Raw genomic sequence first — 13,501 nt, forward strand, 5'->3', positions numbered from 1 at the left:
TCAATCTCCCAGGTGCTTGGCGTAGATGCGATGGATGTCGAGCATTCGGTAGAGGGTGCGGTCGGCCTCGTCCCGGCCGACCTCGGAGAGCAGATAGGCGTCGACGAGCCGGTCCATGGCGTCCTCCACCTCGACCGCGGACAGGCCGGGCTGCTCCGGGGCGGTGAAATCGCCGCCGGCGGGCACCCGCCGGCCGAGTTCGCGGAACAACCGGGCGGCGGTGCTGTCGAGCCGATCGAAGGTCAGGTCCAGGCTCGCGCGCATATCCAGGGCCTGATAGCAGACCACCTCGAGGCGCCGCTGCTCATCGCTGATGCGGGTGAGCATGCGGGCGAAGGTCCAGTGCGGGCGCGCGGTCATCCGGAAGGCGACCGCGCGCAAGGCCAGCGGGATACCGGAGCAGTGGTCGGCGACGGTGCCGGCGTCCTCCCATTCGGGCAGTACCCGGGCGCGGCCGACGGTGGCGACCAGCATCTGCAATCCCTGCGTGCGGGAAAGCTCGTGCAGCACAAAGGTTCTGACGGTGGTCAGACCCAAGGCGAAGCGGCTGGTGATCAAGGCGGTACTGGTGCCACCCGCCGGCAACAGCGGGATGATCTGGGATTCGGTGACGGCATTGTCCAGAATGACCAGCACGCGCCGGCGCGCCAGCCGGGCGCGGTAGAGGTTGACGCGTTCGGCCAAACTCGGCGGCATCGCACCGGAGGGGGTGCCGAGCGCCGTCAGCAGCCGGCCGAGCACCGCCTCCGGGGCGGTGCTCGGCCCGTCCGCCAGATCGACGTACAGCAGTCCGCCGGGGAAGCTCTCGCGCAGACATTCGGCCGCCTGTAGGACCAGCGCGGTCTTGCCAACCCCGGCGCCACCGGTCACCAGCACCGGGCGCGGTGCGGGCTCATCGGTGAGCATTCCGGTGAGAGTGGCCAATTCGGTGTCCCGGCCGCTGAATCCGAGCGGCGCCAGCGGCATGGTGTCGGGCGCCACCGCGAAGGTCAGCGCGCGTGCCCCGTGCCCGTTGTGCTCGGAGCGCAGCGTGACGGACGAGCGGGCGGGTGCGGCCGACACGGGCTGATCACCACGCAGGATCCGGCCGTGCAGCTCGCGCATGCCCGGACTCGGATCCGCGCCGAGCTCATCGGCGATGAGGCGGCGCGCATGCTCGTACTGACGCAACGCCTGCGCGGTCTCACCATTGAGGAAGTAGGCGCGAATCAGGCGCTCCTGCAACCCTTCCACGAGCGGCTCCTCGAGCAGGGCGGAGTGCAGCCGGTTGATGGCCAGCGAGTGATTGCCGCGGCGGATCTCCGCGTCGGCCCAGTCGGCGATCACCTCGTGCTTGAGCCGGTGCAGCGATTCACCGAGCCGCCTGGCCCATTCGCTGTCCAGACCCGTCATGGCGCTGCCGTTCCACAGGTTCAACCCGGCCGCCAGTTGTTCGACGCGATCGGGATCATCGATATCGGCGGCGCGGGCGCGGTCCACCAGATCCATGAAGTGCCACAGATCGACCGAATCCGGTGGGGTGTCGAGCAGATATCCGCTGGACCCGCGGTTCAGCTGGACGGGCGGGGCGTCGGTGCCGGCCGTCGCCTCGGTCAGCAGACCGCGCAGCCGTGCGACGTAGGTATAGACGGCATCGCGCGCGGCGACCGGCGGAGAGTCACCCCAGACCCGGTCGATCAGGGTGTCGATGGACAGCGGCCGACCCGAGTCGACCAGCAGCGCGGCCAGTAGACTGCACTGCCGGGGCGGCCCCAGATCGACGACCTTGCCGTGCACATGCAACTGCAGCGGTCCCAGAAGTTTGAACTGAATCATTGTCACGCCTTCGCTTCCCGCCCTCATACGCCGCGGCATAGGCGGGATCGTTTGCGGCGCTGTCCATTACACCGACAGCGCCGCGAGAAATAGTGCGACCAGGGCGATTCCCTGCAGGACCACGCGTACGACGATGACGCTGTCCCAGGTTCGCTGCATCTCCCGAACGTTGCCCGGCACCCGGTCCGCCAGGACCGCGGTGGTGAGCTCCTTGTTGATCGGCGCGCTGATGCGCGCGTAGATACCGAGCCAGACCGCCAGCACCACCACGGCCAGCGCCGCGAGCAGGCCCGCGGTCACCGCACCATCGAGGAATGCCAGCGCCGCTGCGAGGACCGCGGCCACCACGCCGACGGCGCCCGGAATCGGCATGCGCTTATCGGCGACCTCGTGGATCCGGCCGGTGGTGGCGGCCAGCGCCCGGTCGTCGATGCGCGCCAGCGCCGTACGCAGCACCAGGGCACAGAAAAAATCCGTACCGTAGACAACTGCGGTCGTCATAATTGAAATGCCTATGGCGGTCAGGAACAGAATTTCCATTTTTCAAATCCTCGGCGAAGGACGAACGGGTGGGGAACGGTCGCGGTCGTGCCTCCACCTCGAGGCGTCGGTGATTATCGTCGTAGAAGGTCGTGGGGGTCATTATCACCCACCTTGTGGCACAACACATTTCACCGAACTGTGATTGTGGTGATGGCCAATTCCCGCCCGCCACACGCTGTGATCGGATATAAGAGGATTAGTTTTTCGTTACTCACGCAAAGCAACGGCAACGAGAACTCCGCCCGCCAAACCGGCCGCGGTGAGCAATTCCCAGGTGTCCGGACGCCCGGTGACGCCGAGCCGCTCCCGCTTGTTCAGCGTCACCGTGGCATCCACCAGCTCGAGGGCCACACCGAGAATGAACCAGTGCCGCACCGGATGACCGCGCCGCAGTGACCAGATGGTGCCGAGCCCGATCACCACATCCCGGGTGCCGAAGGCCCGGGTCGGCAACGAGGACGCGTCCTCGTCGTACTCCCCCGACCACGACTTGGAGACGACCGCCGGCGCGGTCAGCATGCCGGTGCCGATGGCGATCCGGGCCAGCGCTTGGGACCAGGCCAGCTGCCGGACCATGCCCTGGGTGGCGCGGGCCAGCGTCGAATTACCGTTCATCGCAGGGTTTCTCCTCTTCGCAGGCGGCCTCGTCGACGGCGACGACCACCTTTCCGCGGGCATGCCCGCCCTGACTGAGCAAATGCGCCTGCGCCGCGTCGCGCAGGGGGAAGATCGCACCGATCGGCACCCGGAACACGCCCTTGCCCGCCAGTGCGGCGACCACCGGGAGGTCACCGGTGTCCGGCCGGGTGAACACGTACGCCCCGCCGAGTTCGCGAGCCTTGGGATCGACCACCGAGGCGAACCGGCCGTGCGGTGCGAGCAATGGCAGTACGGTGCGCCCGATCCGCTTGCCGACCGCGTCGAGCAGAACGTCCACTCCGTCCGGCGCCAGCGCGCGTATCGAATCTGCCAGTCCCACAGTGTAATTCACCGGCTCCGCACCCAGGCTACGCAGGAAGTCGTGATTCCGCTCACCGGCGGTGCCGATCACGCGCGCGCCCAGGTGCACCGCCAGCTGCACCGCCACGCTGCCGACGCCACCCGCCGCGCCGTGTACGAGCACCGTTTCACCGCGCCGCACATCGAGCACCCGCACCAGCGCCTGATAGGAGGTGAGGGCAGCCAGGGGCATCGCCGCGCCCTCGGCCCAGCCCAGATTCGGCGGTTTGAGCGCGAGCGCGCGCACCGGGGCGGGCATGATCTCGGCGAAGCTGCCGCGGCTCAGATAGTCCTCCCGGACGCAGCCCACCACCTCGTCACCCACCGCGAATTCGGTGACACCGATACCGATTTCGCGCACCACGCCCGAGACGTCGGCGCCGGGGACGATGGGGAAGACGGTATCGGCGAACGGGTCGAGATAACCCTCACGCGCCTTCCAGTCGATCGGATTGACCGCGGCGGCCTTGACGTCGAGCAGCACACCGTCCAACGCCATCTTCGGTACGGGCAGATCGCCGTATTCGAGCACCGACGCGTCACCATAGCGCCGGTAGAAGACCGCCTTCACGCCCGCACCGCCGCGCCGATATAGGTCGAGGAGAGGTCCGCGGTGGTGAACATGATCAGGTTGCCGTCGCGCCGCTTGCCCAGGATGGTCAGCCCGCGCTGTTTCGCGAGCGGTCGCAGTCCCGCGGCGTCGAGGTGGCGGCGCAACTCGGGCGGCTTGATGAACTGGTGATGGTGGTGGGTACCGCGGGCCACCATGCCGGTGAGGTATTCGGGGATCCAGATCATCACGATCCGGGCCAGCAGGGTGCGATTGATGGTGTCGTAGCAGAAGATTCCGCCCGGCGCGAGCACCCGGGCGATCTCCTGCACCGCCTGCGCCGGATTGTCGACGTGCTCGAGGACGTCGACGCAGGTGACCACATCGAACGAGGCGTCCGGATAGGGCAGCGCCTCGGCCCGCCCGACGGAGTAGTCGATGCTCTTACCGGTCGCCTCGGCGTGCGCCCGCGCGGCGGCGACCAGGCGCTCGGACGGATCCATCCCGCTCACCACGGCCCCGCGTCCGGTCAGGTATTCGGTGGTGAAGCCGCCGCCGCAGCCGACGTCGAGCACCTTCTTACCGGACCAGTCCTGCACGAACCGGTCGAAGTATTCGAAGCGCGGGCGCTGGAAGGAGGTGAGCCCCTTCATGGCGGAGTCGTCGTCCCACCAGGATTCGGCGAAGTCGCCGAAGAAGTCGCTCTCGGTCTGCGATTGTTTCATCTCATACTCCGTCTGTCTGAAAGGTGCTGTCCGGCAGCGTCTTCGGCGGCGGACGAGGATTGCTTCGGTGAACTCCACCGGGTGGCGTACGCGATCTGATCGCGCTCGGCGATGCGGAATACCAACCGCGGCCACACCATTCGCATGCCGAGTTCGCGCAGCCGGATGAGCAGCGGGTGCTCGACCGCGCCCAGCCGGCCGATCCGCCACGCCACCCGTTGCATCCCGGCGGTGCGGGCACGGCGCAGGCGTTCGTAGCGGCGTAGCGCGGCAACAGGATCGGTGCCGTCCAACTCCTCGGAAAGCACCAGGGCGTCCTCGAGGGCCTGGCAGGCGCCCTGGCCGATATTGAAGGTGATCGGGTGGGCGGCATCGCCCAGCAGGGTGACCCGGCCGGTCCCCCAGCGCCGATCCGGCGCCCGATCCAGCACATCACCGCGGATGATGTCCTCGGGCGCGGTGGCTGCCAGGATCTCCGCCACCGGCGGCATCCAGCCACTATGGCGGCGCGCCAGCATATCCCGCACATCCCCGTCGTCACGTCCGCCGGGTTCACCGTTGGCCACGCTCATCCAGTGCACGACACCGGGCGCGACATCGTAGAAGGTGAATCGGGTGCCGGGACCGAACAGCGCGTAGAAGGTGCCCGGCGGGATATCCGCGTGCCGCAGTTGGGCTTTGCCGCGCCAGGCGATGTAGCCGGTATAGCGCGGCGGGTGCGTGCCCAGCAGTCCGGTGCGCACCGCGCCGTTGATGCCGTCGGCGCCGATCAGGACGTCACCGCGCACTCGGTCACCGTCGGAGAGCTCCACGGTGACGCCATCGGCGTCCTGCTGGAAGCCGACGACGGCCGCGCCCGTGCGGATCTCGGCATCGGCGGAGTATTTCGACAGGGCCGCGGTGAGCACGCGATGCAGCACCGAACGCTCCACCGCGATGGTGGGGCACCCGTAGCGATCGATGAAATCGCCGACCGGCCACGCGCCGAAAAGGTCTCCGCGCCAGGTGCCGAAGTGGGTGGTGTGCTGCACCGGCGCGGTATCGAGCACCTCGTCGAGCACACCCAGTCGTTGCAGCGCGATGGTGCCGTTGGTCCAGATGTGCAGTCCCGCACCGCCGTCGCGCAGTTCGGCGGCGCGCTCGAAGACGCGCACGCGAATGCCGCGCTGCCGCAACGCCAGTGCCGCGGCGAGTCCGCCGATCCCGCCGCCGGAGATGAGCACGGTCGGCGGCCGGTCGGTCACGGCCCGTCCGTTCCGGTCAGCGCGGCGGCGGTCGCCGCCAGGTCCGCCAGATCCATTCCGCCGCCTCCGCGTCGACGGCCTTTGCGGGCCAGCGCACCCGACATCAGCCAGCCCAGGCCCAGCGCCTCCAGCATGGAGGACTCCACCCCGATGCCCCAGCGTTCGGCGATCAGGCCGTTCGCCAGCCGCCACACCACCACGCCGCGGAATTCGATCGGCTCGCCGGTGGGATCCATATTCAGGAATTCGCCGGTGAAGGTGCCGCGCCAGGTGTTGTGGATGACCACGTAGTCGGCGTGCGCGCTGACCGCCTCGATGGTGACGTGCAGGTCCGGAAAGCCTTGGCGCAGACCGGCAATGGTGTACTTGACGCCCTCGGTGCCGTGCGGCGCGCCCGGCAGCGGCTGATGGTCGACCATATCCGGGGCGTAGATCTGTTCCACCACCGAGAAGTCGCCCTGATTGACGAACTCGTCGAACACCCGCCGGATGATCGCGGTGTTGTACTCCGGGGTGAAGGTCTGCTCAGGCGTCGACATGGGCACGCTCCTCGGCCGCGGCGGGTGCGGGCGCTTCCCAGCGCAGTGACAATCCCGCGTACAGATATCTGCTGGCCTCCACCGCCAGCAGCAGCACCTGATCACCCGGCCGGACCCGGCCCTGTACCCAGCCCTCGTCCAGGGCCAGCGGCACCGCCGCCGAACCGGTCGCGCCGACGGTGGCGAGGTTCTCCACGATATTCTTGGCCAGCACCGCCTGATCCTCGGGAGTGACTCCGGCGGCATCGAATTCGGCGGTGAAGTAGTCGGCATTACCCTCGGGCAGGATGCAGGCGTCGATCTCGGCCACGGTCAGCCCGGTGCGCTCGAGCATATCGCGCATACCGGCCACGAAGACCTTCGGCCCGAAGGTGGCGGTGCCGTTCACATCCAGCTTCATCTCCACCAGACGCTTGCGCTTGGCCTGATCGAAGACCGGCGCGTGCGTACCGCCGCCCACGATCTGCATACCGGGTTTGCGGTCACCACCCAAACACGCGGTGGCGAACTGGAATTCGCCGTTCGGATCGGCGCTGCCGGGTTCCCCGGCGCGCAGCACCACCGCACCGGCGCCGTCACCGAAGGAGTTGATGACCAACCGATCACGCATGCGCACCAATTCGGGGTCCTGGCCGAGGTACATCGGGACCAGCAGCGGTGAGATCGCCTCCGCGCCGATCACCACGGCGGTGCGATAGGTGCCGTCCGCGAGCAGCCGGCGCGCGTAATCCAGTCCCTGGACGAAACCCGTACAGGCGGCCCGGAATTCGATAGACGCGCAGTGCGCCAGGCCCAGCTGCTCCTGCACGTAGGTGACCACCGCGGGCAGCTGGTATTCCGGGCTGGCCGAGGACACCACCAGCAGATCGACCTCCTCCGGATCGATATCCGCGCGGGCCAGGGCGCGCCGCGCCGCGGTGGTGGCCATGGTGGAGGTACCGGTGGTGTGGTGGCCGGTGGCCGGATCGATCATCCAATGCCGCTGGCGCACTTGGATGTTGTCGAGCACCTCGGCGGGCAGGGTGCCGCACAGACGCTCCAGGGTGGCATTGTCGATCGGGTCGCCGGGCAGGAAGGAACCGGTGGACAGGATCGAGACATGACGTGGTTCGAGGTTCGGCATGGGTCTCCGTTCACGATCGGGTGGGTGCGGCGGCGGGGTGCCGCAGCACGAAACTGGTGTGGGTGCCGCCCAGTGAGGAACCGTTGATCAGCACCGGGCCGCGATCGCCACCGTGCCGCCAGGCGCTGATCGCCAGCGCGGCGGCGAGCTGCGCGCCCGCGCCGATGGGATCGCCGAGCACCCGTTTCGGTTCGTGCCGAGCGCAATTCGCGCTCAGCTCGAGGCGGTCGATGGCCCGGCGCTCGGGACCGTCCACCGCCGGCAGACCGGATGCGGCGGTCCAGACGGCGGCGAGCTCGGCAGGGTCGATCCCGGCCTCGGCGAGGGCGGCGCGCATGGCGCGTTCCACACCGAAACCGCGCGGATCCCAGCGGGCGATACCGAGCGCGTCGGAGGTGGTCGCGTACCCCGCGAGCACCGCGATCGGGGTGACACCGCGTTCGCGCGCCACCGCGGCGCGCTCCAGCGTCAGGGTGATACTGCCCTCGGCGAGCAGGTAGTCGCGGCCGCGGCGGCCGGTGAAAAGCCCTGCGCCACGGTAGGCGTCGAGCGCATAGGGGGACAGCTCATCCGCGCCGGTGCAGAGCACGGCGTCCGCGCGGCCCGCCCGCAACAGGTCGAAGGCGGTGCCGAGCGCGGCCGCGCCCGCGGCGTGGCCCGAGGTGAGCGTGGAGGTCGGGCCCTTGGCCCCCAGCACCATGGCCACCTGCCCGGCGGCGGCATTGAAGACGGTGTTGGGGAAGATGGCCGGACTGCCCTGGGTGGGGCCGCCCGCTACGGTCGGCTCGAAGAAGCGCGAGATGCTGCTCATCGGGCCGATACCGGTGCCGACCACCACCCCGACGCCGTCGTGCGCGGTGAGCCCGGCCGCATCCAGCGCCTGCGTGCTGGTGGCGACAGCCATCTGGCCGAGACGATCCATGCGCCGCCGCGATTTGGCGGGGATCTCCCGGCCCGGATCGCCGTCGAGGCGCACCAGCCGTAATCCGTTGTGCCGCTCGGCCGCGACATCGTCACGACGCCAGGCGTCCCAGAGCTGATCGGCATCGCCCGCACTGCCCAGCAGGGCGCCGATTCCGGTGACGACGACCTCGTCGAACGCGGTGGCCACCGTATCGGTTCGCGCGGTGCCGGGGCGGCCGTACACCACGCACGCGTTCGCGCCGCCGAAGGCGAAGTTGTTCGACGCCGCCACCCGCATCGGCAGCTCGCGCGCCGCGTTCGGGGCGGAGTCCAATCCGCAGGCCGGGTCGCGTTCGGCGAAACCGGCTGTGGGCGGCGCCATTTCGTCACGCAGGCCGAGAATGGTGACGATCGCCTCCACCGCGCCCGCCGCGCCGAGTAGATGGCCGACCATGGATTTGGTGCTGCTCAGCACCACCTTCGTAGCGGCTTCGCCCAGTGCCGTGCGCACCGCATTGCTCTCGGCCGCATCATTCTTCGGCGTGCCGGTGCCGTGGCCGTTGATGTAGGGGATGTCCTGGGGCGTGAGCCCCGCGGTATCGATGGCGGACCGGATCGCGCGGGCGGCGCCCTCACCCTGCGGATGCGGGGCCGTCGCGTGATAGCCGTCCGCGGACATGCCGTACCCGAGCACCTCGGCGACGATCGGCGCACCGGCGGCCAGCGCCACCTCGGCGGCGACCAGCACCATCATGCCCGCGCCCGCACCGAGGGAAAGGCCGTCCCGGTCACGCGAATACGGCCGGGCCGGGCGCGCGGACAGCGATTCCACACTGTTGAATCCGTAGTAGGCGGTCTCGGTGAGCGCGTCGCTGCCGCCGACCAGCATGGCGTCGGCCCGCCCGGCCCGGATCTGTTCGACCGCGTGCGCGAGAGCGTGCGCACTGGACGCGCACGCGGTATTGACCGACAGCACAGGACCTTTCAGTCCGAAGGCCGCGCTCAACGCCTCCGCGCAGAACTGCGGCGGCACCAGCAGCAGGTGCCGGTCATCGCCCAGTCGCAGGCCGTCCACGTCGACCGTGCGGCCCGCGGCGACCGCGCGGCGCACCGCCTTCTCCGCGCTGCGGATACCGCTGTTGCAGCTGCCGAACGCCACACCCCAGCGGTGCGCGGGCAGGGCGTCCGGCCGCGACGGCGAATCCGGTTCGAGCACACCGACTCCGGCGGCGGCCATCGCTTCCTCGGCGGCCAGCAGCGCATAATCGACGGCGGGTTCGGGTTCGGTGAGGCCGAGCGGTTTCAGGTAGTCGTATTGGGGGCGTGGCGGGTCGATGATCTCGCCGCCGATGGCTGCGGGGAGGCCGGGCACGGCGAGTTCGCGCAGCGGCCGGATCGCCACCTCACCGCCGCGCACCCGCTGCCACAGTTCTTCCGCGCCCGCGCCGTGCGCGGTGATCGCGCCCAGCGAGGTGATCACGATGCGCCGCTGCGGCGCCGGATGAGGGGTTTCGTGCATGGCCGAAGTCCTGTCGATCAGTTCGTTGCGGTGAGGGTGAGCGCCACGGCCTGGCCCTCCAGGCCACGGGCCAGGGCCAGCGCGACCCGTGGCCGGGACCTGCGCGCCGCACCCGAGACGATGTCGAGATCGCATCCGGGAGCGGGTGTTTCGTGATTGGCCGTGGCTGGCACCACCCCGGAGTCCAGGGCGAGCGCCGCCAGCGCGGCATTGAGCGCCCCGGCCCCGCCGACCAGATGTCCGGTCTGCGGTTTGACGCTGGTCACCGCGGCGCGGTCGGCGTCGGAGCCGAGTGCGGTGCGCAGCGCCCGCACCTCACTGGTATCGCCGAGCGTGGTCGCGCAACCGTGCGAGAGCACGCAGTCGGCGGGGGTGCCCGCGTCGGCGTCGGCGAGCGCGGCGGTGATGGCGCGGGCCAGCCCCCGTCCAGCCGGATCGGAGGCGGGCGCGCGGACACAGTCATTGCCCATGCCGTAGCCCGCGAGCTCGGCGTAGCAGTGCGCACCGCGCCGCCGCGCCCGGTCGTACTCCTCCAGCACCAGGATCGCCGCGCCGTCACCGATGACGGATCCGCTATGGTCCCGGTCGAATGGCCGGAAGGCCCCGGCGTCCAGATCATTTCGCGGTGACAGCACACCGAGTCCGTCCAGTTTGGCCATGGCCCACCAGTTGGTCGCGTCGTCGTATCCGCCCGCGACCGCGATATCGGCCTCACCACGGCGGATGGCGCGCATGGCCCGTCCGATCGCGGTGGCCCCGGAATCGGCCGCGCCCGCGTAGAAGGCATTGGGTCCGCGCAGGCCGAACAGGGATGAGATGTGGTAGGTCCCGCCGTTCTGCAACCCCTCGACATAGGCCAGCGGTGGCACGATCGAGCGGGCCAGTTCCCCGAGCAGTCGCATATCCGGCGCACCGTCCGCGCCGCGGATGGCCTCCATATCGGCGATGGAGTCGTCCCGCTGGCAGATGTCCTTGTTCCCGCCGAGATACAGACCGGTGCGGTGGCCGAGGTCGCGCGGCTCGAGTCCCGCGTCCCGCAGCGCGAGAGTGGCTGCCGCGACGCCGTATTGGTCACCGCGGGTGGAGGTGCGCATGGACCGCAGCGACATGAATTCGCTCGGATCGAAGTCCGGGATCTCCGCGCCCTGCCGCGTCCGCAATGGTGACGGATCGTAGGCGCGCAACGGGCCGATCCCGGTGCGACCGGCCACGAGCGCCGACCAGGTAACGCGCGCGCCCTCGCCCAGCGCCGTGACCAGTCCGATTCCGGTGACCGCCACGCGGCGCGGGGTCACGGGGTCACCTCGGCGGCGAGCGGTCCGCGCACCAGGCGCAGCCTGCGAATGGCGGCGACGGTGGTCGTGCCCACCCGGGCGGTGGCGCGCCAGTGACTCTCCTCGGGATCCGCTGCGGGCCCGAGCGTTTCGACGGTGATGTGCACCTGATCGCCGGGAGTGACGAAGCGGCGGAACCGCATTCCACCGGCGACGTGCAGGCGCAGCAGCGGATCACCGGCGGCGAGGACGGCCAGCGCGATCATGCTCTCGGTCAGCAGCACGCCGGGCAGAATGGGGCGGCGCGGGAAATGGGTGTCGAAGAACGGCAGGGTGCCGGTCACATTCAACAGGCCCTCGGCTCGAATTCCGGTGCTCACCTGCAGGATTCGATCCAATCCCGGGGCGCCGATCCCCGCCGGGAGGGCGGCGTGCGGCACCCGGAGGTCGGCGGGCACGGTGGAGGATGCGGTCATGGCTGCTCCTGGGGTGCGCCCACCACCAGGCAGGTGTTGGAACCGCCGAATGCGAGCGCGTTGATCATGGCCGCGCGCACCTGCATTCGGCGCGCGCGATGGGGTATGTAGTCGAGATCCAGTGCGCGGTCCGGGGTGTCGAGGTTGATGGTGGGCGGCACCACCGAATCCCGGATCGCACCGAGCGCCGCCAGCAGATTGAGCGCGGCGGCCGCGGCGGTCAGATGCCCGGCCATGGACTTCGGGGAGGAGACCACCAGCCGGTAGGCGTCATCGCCGAAGACCTTCTTGATCGCCCGGGTCTCGGAGACGTCATTGCCCGGCGTACTGGTGCCGTGCGCGGCGATGTAGTCGATATCTCCTGTGCCCAAACCGGATTCGGCCAGCGCCGACTCCATCGCCTCGATCGCGCCCGCACCGTCCGGGGGCGAGTCGGTAATGCGCCAAGCGTTCATGGTGGAGCCGTATCCGAGCAGCTCGCCCAGGATCGGCGCGCCACGTTCGAGCGCGGAACCGAGATCCTCCAGTACGAAGGCCACCGCGCCCTCACCGATGACGAACCCGCTGCGGTCGGCGTCGAAGGGTCGCGACGCCGCGCCGGGATTATCGTTGTAGCGGTCGGTCATCGCGCCCAGCAGCCCGAATCCGAGGATATCGGCCCAGGTGGTGAGCGAGTCGTAGCCGCCCGCCACCATCATGTCGGCATCGCCCTCCTGAATGAGCCGCAGGGCCTCGCCGAGCGCGTGCCCGGATCCGGCGCAGGCGGTGTGAATGCCCACCATCGGCCCGGTCGCACCGACCAGCCGGACCATGGCGTTGAGCGCCACGTTCTGGTTCCCGGTCAGCGTCGCCGACGGTGCGGGACGCACGAAGGCGTCGGCTCTGCCTGTGGCGGAACGTATTTCGGAGACCTTCAGCACCATGTTCAGATCCGGGCGGCCCACGCTGCCGCCCATGGCGACCCCGCGCGCCGACGGCGGATACGGACACTCGGTGAGCGGATCCAGATCCGCGGACCGCAGCGCCTCCCCGACGGCCGCCAGCCCGAACAGTCCGGGCCGGGACACCCAGCGGCGATCGGCGGCCGCCGGTATCGCGGTGGCCGGATCGAACGAATCGGGGACCAGCCCGCCGATCCGGACCGGAAAGGTAGTGCAGTCGAAGGTGGTCAGTTTCCCGATCGCATTGCGCCCGGCCATCAGTCCGGCCCAGGTCGTCGGCGCGTCGACGCCGAGCGGGGTGACGGCCCCGACGCCCGTCACCGCCACCCGCCGGCGTCCGGCGGCATCGGTCAGCGAGCCGGTATCCCGGAATCCGCTCATCAGACCAGCTCCTCGCCGAGCAGCTGGCGCGCCATCCGCTCGGTATCGACCGGATCGTCGAGCAGATCCGCCTCGATGAGCGCGCACATTATGTTGCGGGCGTACATGATTCGCTCGCCGTCCACCTCGATCCAGCCGTCCACCACCGCCGCCTCCGGCGTCGCGTGGACCACCTGCGCGGTCATCCGCAGCACATCGCCGGGCACCGCGTCGCGGTAGACGGTCACCTCGTCCACGGTGAGCAGCGCGGCCCGCCGGGTATGCGCCGAGCTGAGCAGCACCAGCCAGGCGCCTGCCTGACACAGCGCCTCCAGCGCCAGTCCGAACGGCAGCACCGGGCCCGCCGCTCCGGGCTGCCAGATGTCCTCGTAGACCGAGGTCATTTTTCGAGCCGTGATGTGCTGCAACGGTTCCCAGGACTCGATGCGGTCGATGAGATGAAATCGCATAGCGGTCACGTCCTTTCGGT

13 protein-coding genes are annotated in these 13,501 nt (G+C 69.6%); all 13 read right to left on the bottom strand.

Going from position 1 to position 13,501, the window contains the following annotated elements; genetic code table 11:
- Nucleotides 1–1,815, bottom strand: a complete 1,815-nt coding sequence (locus OHB26_RS35185; RefSeq protein ID WP_330185875.1) for an AfsR/SARP family transcriptional regulator — start codon at nt 1,813–1,815, stop codon at nt 1–3.
- A 66-nt stretch (nt 1,816–1,881) separates the two neighbouring features.
- On the bottom strand, nt 1,882–2,316 hold the full coding sequence (locus OHB26_RS35190; protein ID WP_330181568.1) for a DUF1772 domain-containing protein: 435 nt from the start codon (nt 2,314–2,316) through the stop codon (nt 1,882–1,884).
- A gap of 249 nt (nt 2,317–2,565) precedes the next feature.
- Nucleotides 2,566–2,973, bottom strand: a complete 408-nt coding sequence (locus OHB26_RS35195) for a hypothetical protein (protein WP_330181569.1) — start codon at nt 2,971–2,973, stop codon at nt 2,566–2,568.
- Nucleotides 2,963–3,928, bottom strand: a complete 966-nt coding sequence (locus tag OHB26_RS35200) for an NADP-dependent oxidoreductase (RefSeq protein WP_330181570.1) — start codon at nt 3,926–3,928, stop codon at nt 2,963–2,965. Before OHB26_RS35200 ends, OHB26_RS35195 begins: the two co-directional genes overlap by 11 nt.
- Nucleotides 3,925–4,632, bottom strand: coding sequence for a bifunctional 2-polyprenyl-6-hydroxyphenol methylase/3-demethylubiquinol 3-O-methyltransferase UbiG (gene ubiG, locus OHB26_RS35205; protein ID WP_330181571.1), 708 nt, complete (start codon nt 4,630–4,632; stop codon nt 3,925–3,927). The genes OHB26_RS35200 and ubiG overlap by 4 nt, the downstream gene beginning before the upstream one ends.
- Nucleotides 4,629–5,876: an FAD-dependent monooxygenase gene (locus OHB26_RS35210; protein ID WP_330181572.1), complete on the bottom strand. Its 1,248-nt coding sequence runs from the start codon at nt 5,874–5,876 to the stop codon at nt 4,629–4,631. Before OHB26_RS35210 ends, ubiG begins: the two co-directional genes overlap by 4 nt.
- Entirely contained in the window at nt 5,873–6,415 is a 543-nt protein-coding gene (locus OHB26_RS35215; RefSeq protein ID WP_330181573.1) for an ester cyclase, read from the bottom strand. Before OHB26_RS35215 ends, OHB26_RS35210 begins: the two co-directional genes overlap by 4 nt.
- Complete coding sequence (locus OHB26_RS35220) at nt 6,402–7,538, bottom strand: 3-oxoacyl-ACP synthase III family protein (protein WP_330181574.1); 1,137 nt, start codon at nt 7,536–7,538, stop codon at nt 6,402–6,404. Before OHB26_RS35220 ends, OHB26_RS35215 begins: the two co-directional genes overlap by 14 nt.
- 10 nt (nt 7,539–7,548) lie before the next feature.
- Entirely contained in the window at nt 7,549–9,960 is a 2,412-nt protein-coding gene (locus OHB26_RS35225; protein ID WP_330181575.1) for a beta-ketoacyl-[acyl-carrier-protein] synthase family protein, read from the bottom strand.
- A gap of 17 nt (nt 9,961–9,977) precedes the next feature.
- Nucleotides 9,978–11,255: a beta-ketoacyl-[acyl-carrier-protein] synthase family protein gene (locus OHB26_RS35230; protein ID WP_330181576.1), complete on the bottom strand. Its 1,278-nt coding sequence runs from the start codon at nt 11,253–11,255 to the stop codon at nt 9,978–9,980.
- The gene (locus OHB26_RS35235; protein ID WP_330181577.1) at nt 11,252–11,710 is read right to left on the bottom strand and encodes a 3-hydroxyacyl-ACP dehydratase FabZ family protein; all 459 of its coding nucleotides are present in this window, start codon (nt 11,708–11,710) and stop codon (nt 11,252–11,254) included. Before OHB26_RS35235 ends, OHB26_RS35230 begins: the two co-directional genes overlap by 4 nt.
- Nucleotides 11,707–13,032, bottom strand: coding sequence for a beta-ketoacyl-[acyl-carrier-protein] synthase family protein (locus OHB26_RS35240; RefSeq protein WP_330181578.1), 1,326 nt, complete (start codon nt 13,030–13,032; stop codon nt 11,707–11,709). Before OHB26_RS35240 ends, OHB26_RS35235 begins: the two co-directional genes overlap by 4 nt.
- Nucleotides 13,032–13,481, bottom strand: coding sequence for a 3-hydroxyacyl-ACP dehydratase FabZ family protein (locus OHB26_RS35245; protein ID WP_330181579.1), 450 nt, complete (start codon nt 13,479–13,481; stop codon nt 13,032–13,034). Before OHB26_RS35245 ends, OHB26_RS35240 begins: the two co-directional genes overlap by 1 nt.
- Nucleotides 13,482–13,501 lie beyond the last annotated feature (20 nt).

Source organism: Nocardia sp. NBC_01503 (assembly GCF_036327755.1).
Lineage (GTDB): Bacteria > Actinomycetota > Actinomycetes > Mycobacteriales > Mycobacteriaceae > Nocardia.